This is a genomic window from Paenibacillus sp. GCM10027626 (assembly GCF_042676285.1).
GTDB lineage: Bacteria > Bacillota > Bacilli > Paenibacillales > Paenibacillaceae > Paenibacillus_Z.
Map to the genome: position 1 here is coordinate 716,024 of NZ_JBHTHC010000001.1, position 22,849 is coordinate 738,872.

Below are 22,849 nucleotides of genomic sequence, written 5' to 3' on the forward strand. Positions count from 1 at the left end.
AGAGAGAAAAGAGAGGAGAGCAAAGATGAACCGACACAGATTCTGGGACGATGTTGTCCGGTATAGAATCCTACTGCTGATGCTGGCGCCGGCTGTACTGTTTTATCTGCTTTTTGCTTATGTGCCGATGGCTGGGATTATCCTCGCTTTCAAACATTTTGATTATGCGGGCGGCGTCTTCGGGAGTGCCTGGAATGGGCTCGATAACATTCGGTTCTTCTTTGAATCCGGGGATGCGTGGAGGGTTACCAGGAATACGGTATTATATAATGCCGCGTTTATTGTGGTGAATAATGGCCTGCAAATAATGGCAGCCATCCTGCTGTTTGAGGTCGGGGGCAAGTGGTTCCGCAAAATCACGCAATCCGTATTGTTTCTACCTTATTTCATCTCTTGGGTTGTGGTGGGCTCGATTGCGTATAATTTGTTGAATTATAACATTGGCACCGTCAATGTCTTCCTGAAAGGAATCGGTGCTGAACCGATCGACATCTATAACACGCCTTCTTATTGGCCCTTCATTCTTGTTATTGTCGCCGCATGGAAAGCGCTAGGGTATGGAACGGTGATGTATCTGGCGGCTATAACGAGCATCGATACCGAAATGTATGAAGCGGCCGAGATCGATGGAGCGAACATTTTCCAGCGTGTGATGAAGGTGACCATTCCCAACCTCTATCCGACGATCATCATTCTTGTACTGCTGGCCGTAGGCAATATTTTCCGCGGCGACTTCGGAATGTTCTATAATATGGTCGGCAACAACGGCGTGTTATTCTCCGCAACGGATGTGATCGACACTTTTGTCTTCAGGTCTCTTATTACGACGAATGAGATCGGAATGTCAGCTGCTGCAGGTGTTTATCAGTCCGTACTCGGTTTTGTAACCATTCTGCTGGTTAATTATGCGGTTCGCAAACATGACAAAGACCGCGCTCTATTCTGAACATGGAGGTCATGAAGTGAGCTCAACTGAGATTAGCTTCAATAAAAATAAAACGAAAGCTGCTGGGCAACAATTGGACCGCCAACTATTCGCTGCCATCGGTTATGCTGTGCTTGCCATCCTTGCGGTCCTGTGCATATTTCCTTTTCTGCTGATCGTCTCCTCTTCTTTGACGGAGGAGAGCGTAATCGCGATCGAGGGATTTAAGCTGCTGCCGACAGCGTTCTCTACGGATGCTTACAGCATTCTGTTCAAGTATCCCGAACAGATGATACGGGCTTATGGGGTAACGATAACGGTTACGATGGTCGGCACACTTTCAGGTTTGTTTCTGACAGCGATGACTGCCTATTGTCTTTCCAGAAAAGATTTCAAATGGCGGAATCCATTTTCCTTTTACTTTTTCTTTACGACATTGTTTAACGGGGGGCTTGTCCCCTGGTATTTGCTAATGGTGAATTATCTCCATTTGAAAGATACGATACTTGCTTTAATCATTCCTATGCTGTTCAACGTCTTCTATATTATTGTGATGAAATCCTTTATGAGCAATGTACCCGAAGCGATTATCGAATCGGCGAAAATAGACGGGGCAGGCGACTTTCTTATTTTCATTCGTCTGATCATTCCGCTCTCCAAGCCGGCGCTCGCCACCATTGGACTATTTCTTGCGCTTGGTTATTGGAATGATTGGTACCATGCCTTGCTTTTCGTATCCGATGAAAAATTGATGCCGCTGCAATATTATTTGTATAAAATGCTTGGCAACATGGATGGGATGCGAAAGGCGATGATGGAGTCGGGAGCCGTTATGACAACGAGTATTCCGACGGAAAGCTTGAAGATGGCGATGACGATCGTTGCAAGCGGTCCCATTCTGATTGCCTATCCGTTCATTCAGAAATATTTTGTTCAAGGCCTGACGATTGGCGCTGTAAAAGGATGATACCGGGGGCCAGTGCACAAGCTTGGCTGTGCGCATGCGGAAACGGATTTCGCTTGCTCAACCAGTCATTGCCGGCTTTATCCGGTTTATCAATATACCAAAAAGGGGAATTCGGGAATGCATAAGAAGAGTAAGCGGGTTATACTGGCATTTGTTGTCACATTGGTTATGATTCTAAGCGCTTGCGGAGGCGGCAACAAAGGAGCTGAGGAACTCCCGAAACCGGCCGAAAGCGCAAAACCGGCAAATAGTCCGCAGGACGCGGAGCAAGACGGGAAGTCGGATACCTCCAAAGAAGTTAAACTGAAGATGGTTTTCCTTGGCCCTAAACCGGTCGATTACGACCAGGTGTTTACGGCAATCAACGGCAAGCTCAAACAAAAAATAAATGCGACGATTGAAGCCGAGTTTCTGGATTGGTCCGATTGGGCGCAGAAATATCCGCTCAAGCTGGCGGCCAATGAAGATTTTGACTTAATCTATTCTTCCAACTGGGCCGGCTATAGCGATCAGGCATTGAAGGGGGGATTCCTGGAATTGACCGATGACTTGCTTGCGACTTATATGCCTATGACTTGGAAAGCGATGCCGAAGGTGAGCTGGGAGCAAGCAAAAGTGAACGGCAAGCTTTATATGATTCCTTCCAACAAAGGGGGATTCGTTGAGAAGCTTATTCTGTATCGCGAAGATTTGCGCAAGAAATATAACTTGCCCGAAATCAGCAGCCCTGAAACGTTTGCCGAGTATATCAAGGGGATAGCCAAGAATGAACCAGGCATTATGCCGTTCACTCCGGAAACAGGGGATTGGAAACTGCACAATCTGGATCGCATATTGCTTAAGCAAAAGAATGACTGGAGTATGCTGGATTTCGATCTTCCACTGGGTTTCAAATTGACGGATGACAAAGGACAACTATTTAACGTTTACGAAACGCCGGAGTTCAAGGAGTTATTAGCTTATTACAAAGACCTTGCGGACAACAATGCATGGTCGAAAAATGTGTTAAACAGTAAAAATGATCATATGCAGGACTTTAAAGATGGAAAAACGGCAGCGGTGACACAAAATTTGGATACGCTTGGAGCAAAAATGGCTGAGATTCGCCGGGACAAACCGGAATATGAGGTGGCATTAGCGGATCTCACTCCGAACAGCAAGAAATCAGTAGCGGTTTCTACGCAAAACGGGACGTCGGTCCATGCAACCTCCAAAAATCCGGAACGTGCCTTGATGTTTATCGACCTTATGCAGAACGATAAAGAAATTCACGACCTGATCATGCACGGTATTGCAGGTACACATTATGAGCCTGTAGGCGATGATAGGTTTGAATCGACAAGTAAAAATGCGAACTATGCGGGGTATTCCAAATGGAGCTTTGATTCTCCGTTAAACCGGGTTAATGTGTCATTCCCGCAAGAAGCTGCTGATTTGGCGAAAGTGTGGGAGGGGAAAGTGTTCCACTATCCGCTTGAAACGTTTGTATTCAACAATGCCAATGTCAAAACCGAAGTGGCTAATGTGAGCAATGTGATGCTTCGCTATGCAATCCCGCTCGAATACGGAGTCATCCAAGATATCGACAAAGGTTTAGCTGATCTTAACAAACAGATGAAAGCCGCCGGGATCGACAAAATTCAGCAGGAAATGCAATCGCAAATCGATGCCTTTTTGGCAAAACGATAAGAGGGAGTTGAGAAATATATGAATATTGAAAACGGGGTTTTTCCGACGATGATTACCCCTTTTAAGGAAAACAAAGAGATTGATTATACAGCATTAGAGCAATTTGTGGAATGGCTTATTGGACATGGCGTGCAAGGGCTATTCGCAGTATGCCAGTCCAGTGAAATGTTCGCTTTGTCCTTGGAGGAACGCGTGCAGTTGGCGAGATTTGTAGCGGAGAAGGCCGCAGGACGCGTCCAGGTGATCGCTTCGGGTCACATATCGGATGCAAATGCGGACCAGGTGGAGGAGATCCGACGGATCTCTTCCACCGGCATCGATGCTTTCGTGTTAGTAAGCAACCGTCTGGCTGCCGCCGACGAGTCGGAGGAGGTGTGGAAACGAAATGCGGAGATGATCTTATCGGCAGTGCCTGATGTCGCTTTTGGCATTTACGAGTGTCCCTACCCATATAAACGTCTGCTTTCTCCTGAACTATTGAAGTGGTGCGCGGAGACGGGGCGGTTTCTCTTCCTGAAGGATACCTGCTGTGATCCGGAGCAGCTCGAAGCCAAGCTGAATGCGGTGCAGGGTACCCGCTTAAAGCTGTTCAACGCCAACGCGGCCACGCTGCTGAAATCGCTGGATATGGGGGCGTCCGGATACAGCGGCGTTATGGCCAACTTCCATCCCGATTTGTACGTCCGACTGCTCCAATTGCAGCGGAGCCATCCGGAAAATGCGGCCCGGTTGCAGCAATTCCTCGGTCTGGCATCCGCGCTTGAACGTCAGCCTTATCCGCTGAATGCCAAGTATTATTTAAGTTTGGAAGGGCTACCGATTGGTCTGCAAGGACGTTCCGGCGGCAACGGCAGTCTGAGTGCATCGATGAAGCTGGAGATTGAGCAGCTCAGAGGGATGGAGCAGCAGGTCCGCATGATGTTTAATCCCATTAATTATATCTAAGGGGGAGTATCGAATGAGGAGAGTATCCGGATTTGTCGCCTGCATCACAAGTGCCGCACTCATCGGAGGCACATTAATCGGTTGCGCCGATACCAAGAGGGACGAGGGAAATAAGCCAAACACCCCAACAACGCCAATAACAGATAGCAATCTGCTTGACGGCGGAATAACGAACGCTACAGGCTTCCCGATTACTAAAGAACCGATCACTTTAACGGTAGGAATTGCTTACGGAGCCCATATGGGCGATATCACCAAATATGACATATGGAAGAAAATAGAGGAGAAAACAAACATAAAAATCAACCTCAAAGTGTACAGCGATGCAGAAAAAGCGAACCTGATGTTCAGCAGCCGGGATTACCCGGATATCGGGTTCAGAATGGATGCTTCCGGTCAGGCGATGGCGGATGCGATTGATGCGGGAGATATCGTCAGTATCGACGAGCTTCTGCAATACGCGCCCACCTGGAAAAAGTTTTTCGAGACGAATCCGGAGCTAAAGAAGCAAGCGCTGATGCCGGATGGCAAATTGTACGGCTTTCCTTACGCGGTATTGAACGAAACCTCCTATAATCTGCGGGATCAATGGTTTATTAACAAACAATGGCTGGATGAATTAGGACTCCAAATACCTACGACTACGGATGAATTCAAAAACGTGCTGATGGCTTTCAAAAATAATGCAGGAAAGGGCTCGATTCCTCAAAACGTCATCCCTTACTACATATTATACGGCAACAATATTGGCGGCCAATTCGATATGTACGGGACGTTCGGCGTGTATACACCAGGCAGCTATTTTATTGTAGAAGACGGCAAATACAAGTCGCAGGCCACGAATCCCGATCTTAAAGAGCCGATCAAATATATGGCCGATTTGTACAAGAACGGCTTGATCGTTCCGGAAGCGTTTACAGATGACTGGGGAAGATACTCGGCTGCCATTTCATCCACCCCTCCTTTGGTCGGTTCGATGACATCTTTTGTCGATCAAGGCCAAAATGTCAATGACGGCAAATGGTGGACTCCAATGGCGCCGCTTAAGTCGCCCAACGGCAAAGACCCGTATATCCGCCGTCAGACGAAAAGCATCTGGCCGAGAAACTTTGTCATCTTCAAAAACAACAAGTATCCTGCGGCATCGGCAAGATTGGCGGAGCTGATGGCGGATCCGGAGTGGTCTTTAACGGAGAACTACGGCAGTGAAGGCGTGATGTGGAAGAAAGGCGGCGACGGCAAATTCGAATTGCTGAATCCGACCGCCGAAGTGGCAGATGCCGATAAAGGGCTGAACAATTATGCCATAGCGCTTCTTGATGAAGATATGTTCAACAACAAGATCGTCAACGAGAATTTCGCCAAAGAAGGAACGCGTGAATGGGCGTATGTCAATATTTACAAGAAATATTTGCCGGCCAAAGACCTGAACTATCCTCCAGTGCCCAGCGGCTTGTTAAGCGACGAGGATAAGCAGAGAATGACCGATTTAAGCCAATCACTCAATGACTACATCAAGACGACGATTGCCAACTGGATTTCCGGCAAAGGCGATATCGATGCCGAATGGGATGTGTATACGAAGAAACTGCAGGATTTGGGATTGGATGAATATATGGAATTGAATCAGAAACAACTGGATGCGGCAAGCAAGCTGGGAGATTGAATCGGCAAGCCGTCCTATTGTCCGATACTGAGGAGAGGAGGGAGAAAACCATCAATCGAGTAAAAGAAAATATCGGCCTGTATTTCCTGGTGCTTCCCGCATTGCTCTATGTCATCCTGTTCGATTATGTGCCCTTATACGGCGTATTGATTGCATTTGAGAACTTCAAGCCGATCAAGGGAATATGGGGAAGCGACTGGGTAGGCTTGTATCATTTTGAGCGGTTTGTTCATTTGGATCTATTTTGGTCGCTGATTAAAAATACATTGTCTTTAAGTCTTTACTCGCTCATTGCGGGCTTTCCGATTCCAATCATCCTTGCTTTGGCGCTTAACAGTGTTCCGAGCAAGAAATTCAAGAAAGTCGTGCAGACCGTTACATATGCTCCCCATTTCATTTCAACGGTTATTCTGGTAGGGATGCTGAATGTCTTTCTTTCCCCCAGATTGGGTGTTGTCAGCCAGCTGCTCACTTCCGCCGGCTTTATTAATGGGCCCTTGATGACATTGACGAACCCGGATGCCTTTAGCCATCTGTACGTCTGGTCAGGCATTTGGCAGGGAATGGGATGGGGAAGCATTATTTACCTGGCGGCGCTATCGGGGGTCGATCCTTCCCTGCACGAGGCGGCGAAGGTCGATGGAGCCACCAAATTTCAACAGGCATGGCATATAGATTTGCCTTCTATCATGCCCACGATTGTAACTTTATTGATTCTCAGCTGCGGAGGCATATTGGGCATCGGGTTCGAGAAAGCTTTTCTGATGCAGAACTCCCTGAATCTAAGCGCCTCTGAAGTGATCTCGACTTACGTGTACAAGAGCGGATTGCTTCAATCCCAATTCAGTTTTTCTGCGGCGGTTGGGCTGTTTAATTCGGTTATTAATTTGATCGTGCTGCTGACCGTCAACAAATTGGCCAAGAAATTAGGCCAAAACGGAATTTTCTAAGCAAGCTTTGCTCCGCAAAATTATTAGGAGGGGAAAGGGTGAACAACAATGTGCGCAGAAGCAGGGCGGATGTCGTTTACGATACTGTAAACGTTGCTTTTCTGACCCTGATATTGATTATCGTGCTATACCCGTTATATTTTGTTGTGATCGCATCCTTCAGCGACCCTTCAGCTGTCGGAACGGGAAAGGTGTTTTTATTTCCCAAGGGGTTTAATTTAAACGGGTATGACTTGATTTTTAAATACAATCAATTATGGATTGGTTACCGGAACACGGTTCTGTATACGATTGGAGGGACGGCGCTCAGCGTCTCCCTTACCCTGATGACCGCTTACGCGTTCTCGCGAAAGGATATGGCAGGCCGCGGGTTTATCGTTATGCTGTTTATTATTCCGATGTTCATTCACGGAGGTCTTATCCCAACATACCTGCTTGTACGGAATTTGAATATGATTGATAATCCGCTGATCGTTATTATCCTTGGATGCGTCAGTATGTGGAATATAATTATCACCCGGACTTTCTTCCAATCGACAATTCCGCAAGAGCTGTTCGAAGCTGCCAAGATAGACGGGTGCGGGAACATCGGTTATTTTACCAAAGTGGTGCTGCCGCTCTCCAAGGCGATCATAGCCGTACTCGTCGTGTTCTCGGCAGTGGGGCAATGGAACTCGTTCTTCAATGCTCTGATTTACTTGAACGACAGAAATTTAATACCGCTGCAATTGGTGCTCAGAGAAATTCTGACCAGTCAAACGCAGATGATGCAGCAGCTCGAACTCGGTATCGGGGATCAGGATATGGCTCAGCAAACGTTTTTGGCCGAATCCGTCAAATACGGCATTATTATCGTTTCCAGTCTTCCTGTTCTTTGTATTTATCCGTTTGCCCAGAAGTATTTTGTCAAAGGCGTCATGATTGGTTCACTTAAAGGTTAGGAGGAAGGTAATGAAAGCGCTCGCGAATGAATTTGTCAAAATTTATGAATCCAGCGATCCGGCATCCATCTTCTGTTATAGCCCAGGCATTGCCCGGCTTCCATCGGGCCGGCTCGTGGCTACTATGGACCTCGGCGGCCCCGGCGTGCAAGCGCCATGCGGGAAAGTATTCACGTCCGATGACCGGGGGAAATCATGGACGCACCGGGCAGACTTTCCGTTCGTCCATGCACGGCCTTTCGTTGCTGGCAGCTCCTTGTATGTATTAGGCCACAATGGCGATCTGATGGTCATCCGCTCCGATAACGGCGGAGAAAGCTGGACGGAACTGGCAGCGCTTACGAGCGGCGGCGAACAGTGGCATCAAGCGCCATGCAACGTTCATTATGCGAACGGTTCGGTATATTTGGTCATGGAGAAACGTCTTCATTACAAGATCGAAGTGTGGGGAGTAGGCGAATTGGCGCCGGTTCTGATGCGTGGCAAAACGGACGCGGATTTGACTAGGGCCGAGAACTGGACATTCGCTTCGGAGCTTGCCTTCTGCGATGCCGTTCCTGCAGAGACATTAAATTACTTTGGCGTTCCGTTCTTTCATGCCGATCCGAAACGGTATATCGACATTGCGCCGGGCAGAGGCTGCGCCCCGGCAGGATGGCTTGAGACCAATGTGGTTCAATTCACCGATCCCGATCATTATTGGCATGATCCGAGCGGACGGACGTTCCATTTGTGGATGCGGGCCCATACGGGCGGAACCGGCTATGCCGCAATCGCCAAGGTTGTCGAGCAGGATGACGGTTCCATGATAACGATGCTGGAGAATGTCCCATCCGGTAAACAGGTGGTGTTCGTTCCTTGCCCGGGCGGACAAATGAAATTCCACATCATCTATGACGAAGTGACCCGGCTGTACTGGCTTCTCAGCACGCAAGCTACGGACAGCATGACCAGAGCGGAACAGCTGCCTGGTGACCGTTACAATCTTCCGAACAACGAGCGGTCGCGGCTGCAGCTTCATTATTCCAGCAATTGCATCGATTGGTGCTTTGCCGGCCTTGTTGCGGCAGGACCGTCGGCTAGGCATTCCCGCCATTACGCCTCGATGACCATTGACGGCGAGGATCTGCAGATCCTCAGCCGGTCGGGCGATGAGCAGGCGTACAGCGCCCATAACGGCAACTTCATCTCCTTTCATACCGTCGCCAATTTTCGTGAACTTGTGTATTAAATAACCTAAACAAAGGAGGAATTTTAATTATGAAACAACGTGCACGAAGTAAACACAGCACTTTAGCGGTCTTATTCACAGCACTTCTCGTTATGTTTGCCGGCATCCCTGTCGCATCCGCCAACAATTATAAGGATGTACTCCAGTCGCAGATTGATTATTCCGATCCCAGCACAGGCAATTACGTGGCGAGTCCCAGCCTTGTGAAGCTCTCCGACGGAACACTGCTTGCGAGCGATGATTATGGTACGCTGCATCCGGTGATCGGAACGACGCGGGTGTTTCGTTCAACAGATCAGGGGGCAACCTGGTCGCAAACAGCATCGATCGAAGGACAATATTGGAGTACGCTGTTCGAACATAACGGGGCCGTCTATTTGCTTGGAACCGACAAAGGTCTCGGTTCCATCGTCATCCGCAAAAGCACCGATGGCGGTCTGACGTGGAGCGCTGCATCTGTTCTATACGAAGAGAGTGTCAGCAATCAGTATCACTGTGCGCCTACGCCGGTACTGAATGTGAACGGACGCCTATATAAAGGATTTGAACAACTGAATCAGTGGGGAATGTGGGCCTTTGTCGTTTCCGTGCCGGAGACGGCGGATCTGATGGACCCCGCCAATTGGACCAAATCCAACCAATCCGACGTAAATCTGTACATTGAAGGCAATGCCGTAGTCGGACCGGACGGACAAGTGTGGGACGTGCTCCGCCGCTCGGTCATCAATCGTGCAGGCATATACAAGCTCGGGGCGGACAACAAGACGTTTACTAAATACGGGGAGTTCGATATGCCCGGGGGAGACGTGAAATTCACCATCCGTTACGATTCCGTATCTGGCAAGTATATCGCGCTTGTTAATGAGCATACCGATTACAATATAACCCAGAATAATCAGCGCAACGTGCTGTCGCTCTTTTATTCGACGGATCTTGTGAATTGGACGCGGGGCAAGCTGCTTATTCAAGAAGACGAAAACTTGAGCTGGGCAAATTCTGTCGCGAAAGTCGGCTTCCAATACGTCGATTGGCAATTCGACGGCGACGATTTGATCTATGTTTCCCGCACCTCGTACAACGGCGCGGACTCCAAGCATAACGCCAATCGCATCACATTCCATCGTCTGGAAGATTTCCGCAACTTTCTGCAGCCAGCCGCTTTAATCGGCGACTATTCCTTTAACGGCCACTCGGATGACGATTCGGCCCAGGGGAATCATCCGATTCGCGTAGGAACTAGCGGATATGCGGCTGGCAAGTCCGGGCAGGCGATAAATATGAATGGGACGGATTACCTCGACATGCATTACATGATTGGCAATGAAATTGCCAATGCCGATGCAGTATCGGTAAGCGTCTGGATCAATCCGAGCCAGATGCCGGCAGCAGGGAACCGCTACGATATTCTCGGCACACGTATTGATGGCGCTCAGGAAGGTCTTGAGCTTACCATTGACTCCAATGCGGTTCGGATGGGAGCTCGCAGCGATAAGACGGATGCTTACCAGAGCAAGAGCATCAGCTTTAACAATCCGAACTCATGGCATCATATCGTTGGGATCGTAGATTATAAGAATAAATCAATCAAGCTGTATCTGGATAAAGTGGAGCAGTCTTCTGGGGGAACATTCGCTTTTAACCAAAACTATTACCGGCGTTATTCCCCGTCCCAGGAGGACCGTATCGGGGGGAACCCTGACGGCGGCAGCAACTTCATAGGCAAGCTGGACGAATTGAAGATCTACCGCAAAGCGTTGACGCAAGCGGAAATCGACAGCTTGTATGATAGTGTGAACGCGGAAAGCAAAGCAGCGCCGGCCAAACCGGTGTTGTCCGATGACAATGGGCATAGCACGGGGATTTTGGGCGGAAATTACAACATCCATATGAATCTATGGTGGGGAAATAACGGTACAATCTATAAATTGTATGAGAATGACGTCTTGATCGACACCCAAACGCTAACGGATCATTCGCCAAATGCCCAATCGACGGTTACATCCGTTACCAACAAGAAGAACGGTACTTATCGTTATTATGCCGAGCTCACCAACGCATTCGGCACGACGAGAAGCGACGTTCTAACCGTAACGGTCACCCAAGCAGCGCCGGCCAAACCGGTGCTCGCAAATGACAACTGGGATGGAGACGGGAATTTCAGCATCAACATGAACCTGTGGTGGGGGACCAACGGGACAATCTATCGTCTATATGAGAACGGCGTACTGATCGATACGAAGGAGCTGACCGATCAAACGCCGAAAGCGCAATCGGCCGTTACAGCGATCGAGGGAAGGCAGAACGGTACCTATGAATATCGCTGTGAACTGATCAATTATGCGGGAACAATATCCAGCGATACGATGATTGTGCATGTAACATCTAGCCGGTGAACATCATTTGGAGATCAACCAGAATTTGTGGTTGGTCTTTTTTCATTTGTGTGATGACGGAACAGGTCACCATTTCAACAATATGGTCTCTTCTCTGCATAGAGCGCTTTCATTTCCACTGGTACAATAAAGGTAAATCACAAGCGGAGAGGAAGTAGCGCATGCAGATTGAAGGCAGAGTCGCAGCAAGGCCGGGGGAGGGATGGAATACGACCCGCATGTCCCGGTTTGGGAAACTTATAAGAAATGTGATCAAATACAAGGCGCTGCTCGTCATGATGATCCCCGCCCTGGTTGTTGTCGTCATCAATTGTTATATGCCGATGATCGGCGTTCTGATCGCCTTCAAGAATGTCAATTATGCCAAGGGCATATTCGGCAGCAAGTGGGTGGGATTTGAGAATTTCCGATTCCTGTTCACAACGGATACGGCCTGGAGGATTACGATCAATACCGTTTCCTACAGCCTCCTTTTCATTATTCTGGGCCTGTTCATCGTCGTGTCGACATCGATTGCACTCAGCGAGGTGCGGAACAAACGGGTCTCCAAGGTATATCAAACCGCGATGCTCCTGCCCAACTTCCTGTCTATTGTAGTCGTGAGCTACATCGTGTACGCCTTGCTCAATCCGGATTACGGCTTTATCAACAAGAGCATCTTGGAGCCGCTCGGACTGACTCCCGTCAATTGGTACAACGAATCCACTTACTGGCCCTATATTCTGACCAGCGTCCATTTCTGGATGAGTACTGGGATGAGCTGCGTCATCTACCTGGCTGCAATATCGGGCATCGACCAGGAAATGTACGAAGCGGCGATCGTCGACGGCGCGACAAAATGGCAGCAAATCCGGAAGATTACGCTGCCGAGCTTGAAGCCGATCATGATCATCCTCTTGATCCTTTCTATAGGAAACATCTTTCGCTCAAACTTCGGCTTGTTCTATCAGGTTCCGCTTAACGCAGCTGCCCTGTATCCGGCCACAGACACCATCGATACCTATGTATACAGAGCGATGATTTCTCTGGGCGACATCGGAATGTCCAGTGCAGCCGGCCTGTATCAGTCCGTGGTGGGCGCCGTGCTGGTGATCCTGTCGAACGCCATCGTCCGCCGGATCGATAAAGACCAATCGCTGTTCTAGGGAGGCATTTATGAGAAAGCAACGATCCAAAAACTTTTTTGCGGTATCGGCTCCCGTCGATCTGCTGCTTAACGTGTACTTTCTGATTCTAGCACTGGTGTGCGTACTGCCGGTCTTGCTTGTGCTGGCGGTCTCGTTCACAAGCGAACAATCGCTGTATAACGACGGCTATCGATTCATTCCAAAGTTTTGGAGCCTGGATGCGTACCGGTATTTATTCGCCGATTTCCATGTCGTGCTTCGTGCATACGGCGTAACGATTTTCGCGGCTGTTGCCGGTTCGGTGCTGGCCGTACTGACCCAGGCGCTCTACGCTTATCCGCTGTCGCGGAGGGATTTTCCGTTTAAGGCCGTTTTCTCAATCATTATCCTGATCACCATGCTGTTCTCAGGAGGTCTGGCCCCTTTCTACTATATCTACGTGAAGGTCCTGCACTTCCAGGACACGCTGTGGGCGCTAATCATGCCGGGGCTGACCGGGGGCTTCGCGATCTTTATGATCCGCACGTTCTTCCGGCAGACGATTCCGTTCGAGGTTATCGAGTCCGCAAAGATGGACGGGGCCAAGGAATTCCGGATCTTCCTGCGCATCGTGCTCCCGCTTTCACTGCCGGTGCTAGCAACGATGTTGCTGTTCTCGGTCATCGGCTATTGGAACGACTTCTTCAACTGCCTGCTGTTTATTAACAACGAGAAGCTGTACAACCTGCAGTTCCTGATGCAGAAGGCGCTGATCAACCTGCAGTTCCTGCAGACCAACTTCCAGCATCTAGAGGCCCAGAGCGGCAAGAGCTCATTCGCCGATATTCCTTCCGAGACGATCCGGATGGCCATGGCGGTTGTGGGTATGGGCCCAATCGTCCTGACCTACCCGTTCTTCCAGAAATACTTTGTGAAGGGCCTGACGGTCGGGGCTGTAAAAGGATAACGCCGGTTTAAACCGAAATGGTTTAAATAAATGTTTTGACAATAAAGAGGAGGTTCATGCGCAGTGAGAAAAAGTCGGAAAGCATTTGCCATCATTCTTGCGGTGATGCTGGCGGCCGCAATGCTTGCGGGCTGCTCAGGCGGCAACGGCAATAATGGGGAGAAATCCGCTAATAGCGGCAATACCGGAAGCGCCGCCAAGACGGACAATAATGGCGAAACGGTCAAGGACAATGCGAAGGACAAGAAACTGGAGAAATTTGTATCGCTCAAGTTCTACTTCCCTCATGGTGGGGGCGATCCCAAAGACTTGAAGGTCGTACAAGACGAAATCAACAAGTATATGAAAGAGAAAATCAATGCCAGCCTGGAGCTTGTACCATTGGATTGGGCGGTTTGGGGAGATAAAAGTACCCTGATTCTGCAATCCGGCGAGCAGGCCGACATTATCTGGACGGCCAACTGGAACAATTACTATTCCAACGTTGCAAGAGGAGCTTTTCTTGCACTGGACGACTATATCGATGAATACGCTCCTGTACTGAAGGACCCTACGCATATGAACCCGATTTTCCTGCAGGGCGCTCGGGTCAAAGGCAAAATATACGGTTTGCCGACCAACAAGGAAATTACGCAGCCGGGCGCGCTGTATTTCAGGAAGGATCTCGTTGACAAATACAAGATGGATGTCAGCACCATCAAATACCTGACAGATCTTGAACCTTTCCTGAAGACGATCAAGGACAATGAGAAGGGCGTCACGCCGCTCTTTGGCGCGGATGTGAGCTGGTTCAAGAGGGTCAATCCGGCATGGGACGAAGAGCGCTCGCAGTATGCCGATATCCCGGGCATCGGTTTCGCGGCGATCGATCTTAAGGCGGGCAAGGCGGTTAACTACTACACACGGAAATCGAGAATCGATCATTACAAAACGATGCACAAGTGGTACGAGGACGGATACATCAATAAAGACGTCGCGACGAATAAAACGCCCCTCGATCAAGTCATTAAGGCCGGAAAGGCCTGGATTCACGGCAGTACCGGACAGCCGGGGCAGTTGGAATATTGGACGTCTGTGCTTGGGCCCGTCGTACAGGTGCAGGACAATGTAGTGGTCGCCGATACGAATTCCGTGACCGGTTCCATGATTGCCGTCAATGCCAATACCGAGAATCCGGAAAGAGCTGTTATGGCCATCAACATGATGTACAGCGATCCCGTTCTTGTGAATCTCATTAATTTCGGTTTTGAAGGCAAGCACTACAAGACGTTGGAGGACGGCAGGCTCGGGCCGCCGGACGGCGCGAAGACGTGGGAAGAGAGCCCGTACAGCCTCGATATACAGTGGGAGTTCGGCGATATGTTCCTGAACAAGTTGAAAGACTACAATCTGGCGGACCAGTTTGATCAGCTGAAGAAGCTCAACGAAACAGTGGAAGTCTCGCCGCTGCTCGGGTTTGTCTTCGACCCGGAACTGGTTAAAGCGGAGGTTGCCGCCATTACGAGTGTGGAGAAGGAAATCGTGGACGGTCTCAAAAAAGGGGTTATACCGGTCGATGAATCCATAGCCAAGCTGACCCAACGTATGGAAGCCAACGGACTGCAGAAAGTGATGGATGAAATCGACAAGCAGTACAATGCGTGGCTGAGCGCCAAAAAGTAAGGGAGGGAGCTATGAGGCAGGAATCCAGAGCTTCATCCAGATTCAGGTTTTTGTTTAGGGCGGCGGCGATTTGCTGACTGCTTTTCATATAACCCGTGTGGTATAATGTAATGAAAAAAAACAGTCCTACGGAGGGCTGCCATGCGACCGTACCGATCGCTCCGATTGAAGCTGGTGCTTGCCATTCTGCTGATCTTCGGCTGTCTGGTTTCATTCTTGTTCTACAATAACCGTTATGCGATGAATGTCATCCAAAGCCAGGCTGCGGATAACTACAGCTTCGTATTGTCGAGCCATGTACGCGAGATGGACCAGTTCCTCGATGTTACGAGGGTGTATATGGGGCGCAATGCCAGCGACGACAGCCAGATCACGATGATGGCCGTTCGCCCCTCGTCTTCCCTTGACTACCACTTGGCGCTCCACCAGACCATTCGGAAGCTGTATAGTGACCTCAACTACTACAGCAAGCTGGACACTCTGTTCCTGTATTACGAGAGCAGGGACGAGTTCATCGTTGCAACGCTCCAAAATTTCCAGAACCGCAGCGACATGCTGGCCGCGCACAAGCGAGAGATCGTGTCAGCGACCAGTCACAACACGAAGTGGTCGCTGATGCGTCTTGACGGCACACCTTATCTGCTGAAAGTAATCCGCAGTGAAGCCGGTATTTATATGGGCGCGCTCGTTTCCGTCAACAGGATTCTGGCTCCGCTGAACACAGGCGCCGTTTCCGATAAGGCGCAGACGATGGTCTATCTGGAGGGGGAGGGGGCGGTTGGCGGAACGCCGGAGATGCGTAAAGCTGCACCGGCTCTCGCAGAAAAGCTGGAGACCTCCGGCAAGCACTATGTGCAGTCCGGCTTCCGGGGCTCGAACGATCTGGTGGTCGGACATTCCTCCTCCATCGCCGGCATGACCTTCATTACCGTTATCCCGCAGGGAATCCTGCTTGAGAATCTGCCCTACTTCGAGCGCATTATCTATGCCATCCCGTTCGTGGGCCTTGCCTTGTTCGTGATCTATCTGTTCTTCATCGAGCGCGTACTCTTCATCCCCATGAAGCGTCTGATGTCCGGGATGCGCAGGGTCGGCCAGGGATTGCTCGACGTCCGGCTCGCGAACAGCGGCTCGCACGAATTCTCCTATCTGGTCGATTCATTCAACGGCATGGTGACGCAGATCAAGGAGTTGAAGATCGATATTTACGAGGAGCAGCTGAGGGTTCAGCGCGCCGAGCTTCGGCATCTTCAAGTGCAGATCAATCCCCATTTCTTCTTCAATTCTCTGCACATCATCAACAATCTGATCCGGGTGAAGAAGGATGATTTGGCCGAGAAAATGGTCCGGCATCTGGCGAGCTACTTCCGCTTCATCACGAAGACGGGGTCGGCGCCCATACCAATCCGAAGCGAGCTTGACCATATTAACGATTATCTGTCCATTCAGAAGCTGATGTACCCAACGCGGCTGGAATATGCCATCGAATGCGAGGGCGAGCTGTCCGGACAGCTGATACCGCCCTTAACCGTTCAGCCTTTTGTGGAAAATACGATCGTTCACGTGCTGATGAAGCGGAATGATCCGCTAGCGGTCAGCGTATGCGTGTCAAGGGATCCCGAGCGCCCCGGCAGTCATTATACGATAGCCGTGGAGGATAATGGGCCGGGTTTTCCGGAGGAAGCCCTGCAGTCTGGCGGCGCCTGGAACGGACCCGGGGACGGGGAGCATGTAGGAATCGGCAATGTGAGAGACCGGCTGCGCATGTTCTACCAGGGCGGCGCTTCTATCCGGTTGGAACGGCGGGAGGGAGGCGGGGCCAGAGTGCTGCTGAGCATACCTTTGACTGCAGCATCTGAAGGATCCGAATTACCCAAAGTATCCGTCATGTAGGGAGGAGTCGTAGTCATGTATAAAATGCTGGTTGTTGACGATATCCTGTATGCCGTAGAGGGTGTTGTCGGAAGCCACGACTGGACGACGCTCGGCATCGATGAGACGCTGGAGGCGTATGATGTGCCGACTGCCGTGAAGATCATGGAGAGTCGGCCTATTGATGTCCTGATCTGCGATATCGAAATGCCGGAGAAGAACGGCTTCGACCTGCTGGAGTGGGTGGTCGAGCATTCTCCACGTACGGTTGCGATCCTGCTGACCGGACACGCCGAATTCGAGTACGCCAAAAGAGCGATTCGCTTGGGAAGCTTCGAGTATCTGCTGAAGCCTGTGGATTACGACGAGCTGTACCGGACGGTTGCGATGGCGCTCGGCGAAGTTTCGAAGGAGCAGGAGAGCGAGCGTTTTCGTGACCGGTACAACGAGCAGGTGGTCAAGTGGGAAGCCCAGCTCCCGCTTCTTGTGGAGCGGTTCTGGCAGGACGTCGTCAATCAGCGCCTGCTGTTGACCCCTGAAACGCTGGGACGGATGCTGGAGCTGTACCGGATTCCGGAGGAGGCGGTCGGCCGCGTTATCCCCGTCCTAATCAGTGTGGAGGAGTGGAAGGGAGAGCTGTCCGCGCGGGACGAAGAAATTATGGAATACGCGCTGCGCAATGCGGCCAAGGACATCCTGCTGCACAGCGGCGGAGCCGTCGTCCAGGACCGGAACGGAATCAATATCGCCATCCTGTACGGCGGCGCGTCGGCCCTGTTTGAGGCGGAGCTTCAGCAAGCTTGCGACGCTTATCTGGAGGTCTGCCGCACCTATTTTGGGTGCCAGCTGTCCTGTTATATCGGGGCGGCAGTAACTATTGCGGATGTGGCTTCCCAGGTCAAGGCATTGAAGGGCCTCGAGCGGCGAAACGTCGGAACTCCGCACAGCGTCCAGTTTCTCTCCAAAGCGGGGGATGAACGTTCGCCGCATTTCGCCGCCGCCTCCTTCCAGGATTGGGGCGTCCTGCTGGAATCCTGCAAGCGGGAGGAACTGCTGCGGCGCATCGAGAGCTATTTTGCCGAAGTAGAGAAGGAACTTTCCCACCATGAGCTGTATGAAGAGTTCCACTACGGCTTTCTATATATGCTCCATTCCCTCTTTCATCGCAAAGGTCTGACCCTGTCCGATGTGTACGAATCCGGCATGCAGCCTCCGGTAGGGAGGCAGCAATGGAAGGGCTGGGCGCTGCGCTTGGCGGGTGAAGGCATCGATTATCTGGAGCGCCACGACGCCTCTTCCTCCGCCTTGATCCGAAAGATCAAAACCTATATCCGGGAGCATCTGGACGGCCCCTGTACGCGAGAGGACATCGCCGCGTCTGTGTATCTCAACCCAGCCTACCTGTCTCGCCTCTTCAAGAAGGAGACGGGCTCGACGCTGTCGGATTACATTGCAGCGGAGCGCATGAGCAAGGCTAAGAAGCTTCTGGCGGAGACGCAGCTGAAGATCGTAAATATTTCAGAAGCGGTCGGTTTTGCGAATTTCTCTTATTTTACACAGTCGTTCAAGAAGGTCGTTGGCATGGTGCCGCAGGAGTATCGCAAAAATTTCCAAGGCTGAGAAAGGTCCCCATGAAAGTGAGAGTCCGTGAAAAAGGAGCTAATTCACAAAATGGATGAATTGAAAAATGATATAAGCAATTTTTATACCTTTCTGACAACATACAGCGGAAAGCAAAAAAAGCAGCTTTCTTTGTTATCAGATTCATGGGCTGACTTCGAACAATGGAGAACGATGGCCAAAGCACATATATTTGAGCTTCTGAATTATTTTCCCGAGCCGGCGCCGCTAGATGCCAAAGTATTGAATGTAATTGAAAAAAATGAATTCATCCAGGAAGAGATTGAATTCAATACGGCAAAAAACGTAAGAGTGAAAGGAACTTTGCTAATTCCTAAAGGGAACGGAGAGACGTTTCCGGCGATTATCGGAATTCACGATCATGGGGGATTTTATTACCTGGGAAGAGAAAAAATAATCGCCCAGGAAGAAGAGTCAGACATATTAAAGAACTTCAAAAAAACATATTACGGCGGTCGTTCTTGGGCTAATGAAATGGTCAGAAAAGGATATATTGTACTAAGTATCGATGGGTTCTATTTTGGATCGAGAAAACTTGACATAAATCATTTAACGGATGAAACGCTGGAAAGTTGCCCGTACAAGTTGAACGGTTTGGCGCCAGGCACAGAAGAATATATACATACGTACAATAAAATGTGCGGTTACTTCGAAGCATTGCTCGTAAAACATATCTTTATTTCCGGAACAACATGGCCTGGAATTTTATTTCATGATGACAGAGCATGTGTCGATTACTTATATACTAGAAAAGAAGTGGACATCAAAAGAATCGGCTGCTGCGGTCTTTCCATCGGAGGTTTCAGGGCGGCTCACCTGGCCGCACTTGATTCAAGAATAAGCTGTACGGTGGTTGCCGGCTGGATGACCTCCTATCATTCGTTGCAATGGAATCGCTTACGGGACCATACTTATATGATCTATATTCCAAATTTAACCGCTTCCTTAGATTTGCCGGACGTAGTAAGCCTTGCCGCGCCAAATCCTTTATTTATTCAACAGTGCTCCAAAGATCACTTATTTCATCTGGATGGAATGTATGAGGCCAACTCCCAGATCGAAAAAATTTATCAACGGTTAGGACATTCAGAAAAATTTAAAAGTCAATTTTACAACAATCCGCATGAGTTTAATCTTCAGATGCAAGAAGACGCATTTTCTTGGTTTGATCAGTGGATGAAGTAACGAGAGGAATCATGGACGAGGTTGATAAATACATTAGTTCTAGTACGCATGAATGGGGGATGGCAAATGTACGATCAACCATGGTCTCCAAATCGTCCAATCACTTCACCCTTATTTTCCAGAGGTAGTAATACGATTGAAGTCACGGGGGAGGGGACTGTCTCGGCAGCTCCCACTATAGCTATTATTGTTCTTGGCGCGATTACTGAGAATGTTAGCCTGACAGCGGCTCAGAAAGAAAATGCAAGTGCTGTTACCAATATCATCGAGGCATTGTTAAAACTATCGATTCCGAAGGAGAATATTCAAACGACGCATTACAGCATCGACATCGAATATAACTATGAAGATGGCAAGCAAATTTTTCGGGGATATAAAGTAACCCATTTGCTACAACTAACAATTGATAAAATCGATCTGACTGGACTTATTGTGGATACGGCCGTCCAGAACGGCGCCAACACTGTTTCGAACATTCAATTTACACTGGCGCATCCGGAAATTGCCTATAGCAATGCATTATCATTAGCTATAAAAAATAGCCTGTTCAAGGCAACAACTATAGCCAATACATTAGGCGTGACGCTTCATCCGGCTCCATTCCTTGTACAAGAAATATCCCGTACACAAGAACCGATTCCATACCCTGCTACATCGTATGCGATGAGTGCAGCAACGCCAATTCAGCCGGGTGAGTTAAAAATTACCGCCTTGATAAAGGCTAATTTTACATATATTTAAATGCAAAAGTCGTAAAGAAGAACGACATCATATGTGGATAGACCGTGATTTGCTCTCTCGCTATTTAATCCGAAACCTTGTATAATGGACCCAATTCATCATATAGAAAAGTAGGGTTTGACGTGGATCTCGAAAAACAGCGTTTAAGCATAGAGGCGGCACGGCTTTATTATTTGTCTGATTTCAGCCAGCAGGACATCGCCGTAAGGCTCGGCGTTTCCCGTCCGACCGTATCCCGTCTCCTGCAGCATGCCAAGGAGCAGGGATACGTCCGAATCACGATCGTCGATCCTCAGGAGGACCTGGGTGCGCTAGGCGAAAGGGTCAAGCAGCGCTATAAGCTTGATCAAGTATTGATATCTTACAGTCCATTAAATGAATATAGAGAAATCCAAAAACATATCAGCAAGGCGGCTGCGGAATATTTGCACCAGATCGTGCAGGATGCAGACATCATCGGCGTTACTTGGGGGACGACGATGCATGCCGTTGCGCTCCAGCTGCAGCAGAAGCCGGTAAGAGGGGTGGAGGTCGTTCAGTTGAAAGGCGGGGTGAGCCATTCGCATGTCAATACATATGCGGCAGAAACCGTCAATTTATTCGCGGACGCTTACAATACGATTGCGAGATACCTGCCCCTGCCGGTTATTTTCGACAGTATCGAGCTGAAAAAAATGGTCGAAGAGGACCGGCACATCCAGCGGATTATCCAGCTTGGAAAGCAGGCGAATATCGCGGTGTTTACGGTTGGGACGGTTAAGGAGGATGCGCTGCTGTTTAGACTGGGCTATCTGAGCGAAAGCGAGCAGAAGCTGCTGCAAAGCACCGGGGCGGGCGATATATGCTCCCGTTTTTTTGACTCGCAAGGGAATATTTGCAGTACAGAAATCAACAACCGGACCATCGGGGCTGAACTGGAGGATTTCCGGCGGAAGGACAAATCAATTCTGGTTGCGGGCGGCCAGCGGAAGACGGACGCGATCAGGGCGGCTCTAATCGGCAGATATGCCAATGTTCTGGTCACCGATCAGTTTACCGCTCAAGCTTTGCTTCATGAATAATCGAATATTTGCATACTTTTGTTTTATTTAGGCATCGTATGATGGGGATGAGGATTTTTGGCCTTCTCCTTTCGGCGATGTCTTTTTTGCGCTTTGGACATGAGATGACTAGCATAGAATTGAACATAATTTCATATTACATTTTACATTTGTTCACGTCTGTGATATGATGGTCTCGTCAAGGCAAGTATTAGGTGAAAGCGTTTCAAAACACTAGAAGCCAAGGAGTTGTTATAAATATGAATATAGCCGGAATGATCGATCATACGCTTCTGAAAGCAAACGCTACGGAAGAAGAAATCACGAAGCTGACGGAGGAAGCAAAAAAATACGAGTTTGCTTCCGTCTGCGTGAACCCGGCTTGGGTAAAATACGCTGCGGAGCAGCTTGCGGGTACCAACGTCAAGGTTTGTACCGTGATCGGGTTCCCTTTGGGGGCTTCCACATCCGCGGTAAAGGCTTTCGAAACGAAGGATGCGATTGCGGGCGGGGCAACCGAAGTAGATATGGTCATTAACATCGGCGCGCTGAAGGACAAGCGTGATGAGCAAGTATTAAACGATATGAAAGCGGTTGTCGATGCTGCCGCGGGCAAAGCGCTGGTCAAGGTCATCATTGAGACTTGCCTGTTGACGGATGAGGAAAAGGTTCGTGCTTGCGAACTGGCTGTTCAAGCGGGAGCGGATTTCGTTAAAACCTCAACCGGTTTTTCTACTGGCGGAGCAACGCCCAAGGATGTCGAGCTGATGCGTAAAACGGTAGGAGATAAAGCCGGCGTAAAAGCCTCTGGGGGCGTACGCAGCCTGGAAGATATGAATGCCATGATTCAAGCGGGAGCGAACCGCATCGGCGCAAGCTCTGGTGTGAAAATTATGGAAGGCGGCCAGTCCGAATCATCTTATTAAGC

18 protein-coding genes are annotated in these 22,849 nt (G+C 49.6%); all 18 read left to right on the top strand.

From position 1 onward, the window contains the following. Window positions 1-25: 25 nt before the first annotated feature. The 18 genes from ACFQ0N_RS03455 (at window position 26) to deoC (ending at window position 22,847) form a co-directional block, all read left to right on the top strand. The gene (locus ACFQ0N_RS03455; RefSeq protein WP_379322940.1) at window positions 26-946 is read left to right on the top strand and encodes an ABC transporter permease; all 921 of its coding nucleotides are present in this window, start codon (window positions 26-28) and stop codon (window positions 944-946) included. A gap of 73 nt (window positions 947-1,019) precedes the next feature. Further along, window positions 1,020-1,892: a carbohydrate ABC transporter permease gene (locus ACFQ0N_RS03460; RefSeq protein WP_379323000.1), complete on the top strand. Its 873-nt coding sequence runs from the start codon at window positions 1,020-1,022 to the stop codon at window positions 1,890-1,892. Between the two features lie 117 nt (window positions 1,893-2,009). Continuing rightward, window positions 2,010-3,581, top strand: coding sequence for an ABC transporter substrate-binding protein (locus ACFQ0N_RS03465; protein ID WP_379322941.1), 1,572 nt, complete (start codon window positions 2,010-2,012; stop codon window positions 3,579-3,581). Between the two features lie 18 nt (window positions 3,582-3,599). Further along, window positions 3,600-4,526 (top strand): dihydrodipicolinate synthase family protein, encoded by a 927-nt coding sequence (locus ACFQ0N_RS03470; RefSeq protein WP_379322942.1) that lies wholly within the window; start codon window positions 3,600-3,602, stop codon window positions 4,524-4,526. A gap of 13 nt (window positions 4,527-4,539) precedes the next feature. Continuing rightward, on the top strand, window positions 4,540-6,192 hold the full coding sequence (locus ACFQ0N_RS03475; RefSeq protein WP_379322943.1) for an extracellular solute-binding protein: 1,653 nt from the start codon (window positions 4,540-4,542) through the stop codon (window positions 6,190-6,192). Next, entirely contained in the window at window positions 6,189-7,142 is a 954-nt protein-coding gene (locus ACFQ0N_RS03480) for an ABC transporter permease (protein ID WP_379322944.1), read from the top strand. The genes ACFQ0N_RS03475 and ACFQ0N_RS03480 overlap by 4 nt, the downstream gene beginning before the upstream one ends. A 38-nt stretch (window positions 7,143-7,180) precedes the next feature. Next, complete coding sequence (locus ACFQ0N_RS03485) at window positions 7,181-8,083, top strand: carbohydrate ABC transporter permease (RefSeq protein WP_379322945.1); 903 nt, start codon at window positions 7,181-7,183, stop codon at window positions 8,081-8,083. A 10-nt stretch (window positions 8,084-8,093) separates the two neighbouring features. Beyond that, window positions 8,094-9,314 carry a hypothetical protein gene (locus ACFQ0N_RS03490; protein WP_379322946.1) on the top strand — a complete coding sequence of 407 codons (1,221 nt, stop codon included), beginning with the start codon at window positions 8,094-8,096 and terminating at the stop codon, window positions 9,312-9,314. 29 nt (window positions 9,315-9,343) lie between these two features. Further along, on the top strand, window positions 9,344-11,707 hold the full coding sequence (locus ACFQ0N_RS03495; protein ID WP_379322947.1) for a LamG-like jellyroll fold domain-containing protein: 2,364 nt from the start codon (window positions 9,344-9,346) through the stop codon (window positions 11,705-11,707). A 161-nt stretch (window positions 11,708-11,868) separates the two neighbouring features. After that, window positions 11,869-12,852: an ABC transporter permease gene (locus tag ACFQ0N_RS03500; protein ID WP_379322948.1), complete on the top strand. Its 984-nt coding sequence runs from the start codon at window positions 11,869-11,871 to the stop codon at window positions 12,850-12,852. A gap of 10 nt (window positions 12,853-12,862) precedes the next feature. Continuing rightward, window positions 12,863-13,780, top strand: a complete 918-nt coding sequence (locus ACFQ0N_RS03505) for a carbohydrate ABC transporter permease (RefSeq protein ID WP_379322949.1) — start codon at window positions 12,863-12,865, stop codon at window positions 13,778-13,780. Between the two features lie 63 nt (window positions 13,781-13,843). After that, on the top strand, window positions 13,844-15,442 hold the full coding sequence (locus ACFQ0N_RS03510) for an ABC transporter substrate-binding protein (protein ID WP_379322950.1): 1,599 nt from the start codon (window positions 13,844-13,846) through the stop codon (window positions 15,440-15,442). Window positions 15,443-15,583: 141 nt separating this feature from the next. After that, a complete protein-coding gene (locus tag ACFQ0N_RS03515) occupies window positions 15,584-17,335 on the top strand; it encodes a sensor histidine kinase (protein WP_379322951.1) in 1,752 nt (583 codons plus the stop codon). A 15-nt stretch (window positions 17,336-17,350) separates the two neighbouring features. Then, window positions 17,351-18,934 (top strand): helix-turn-helix domain-containing protein, encoded by a 1,584-nt coding sequence (locus ACFQ0N_RS03520; RefSeq protein WP_379322952.1) that lies wholly within the window; start codon window positions 17,351-17,353, stop codon window positions 18,932-18,934. A gap of 51 nt (window positions 18,935-18,985) precedes the next feature. Beyond that, window positions 18,986-20,140: a dienelactone hydrolase family protein gene (locus ACFQ0N_RS03525; RefSeq protein WP_379322953.1), complete on the top strand. Its 1,155-nt coding sequence runs from the start codon at window positions 18,986-18,988 to the stop codon at window positions 20,138-20,140. 66 nt (window positions 20,141-20,206) lie between these two features. Next, the gene (locus ACFQ0N_RS03530; protein WP_379322954.1) at window positions 20,207-20,881 is read left to right on the top strand and encodes an SIMPL domain-containing protein; all 675 of its coding nucleotides are present in this window, start codon (window positions 20,207-20,209) and stop codon (window positions 20,879-20,881) included. 122 nt (window positions 20,882-21,003) lie between these two features. Further along, entirely contained in the window at window positions 21,004-21,942 is a 939-nt protein-coding gene (locus tag ACFQ0N_RS03535) for a DNA-binding transcriptional repressor DeoR (protein ID WP_379322955.1), read from the top strand. A 239-nt stretch (window positions 21,943-22,181) separates the two neighbouring features. Next, window positions 22,182-22,847, top strand: coding sequence for a deoxyribose-phosphate aldolase (gene deoC, locus ACFQ0N_RS03540; RefSeq protein WP_379322956.1), 666 nt, complete (start codon window positions 22,182-22,184; stop codon window positions 22,845-22,847). Window positions 22,848-22,849 lie beyond the last annotated feature (2 nt).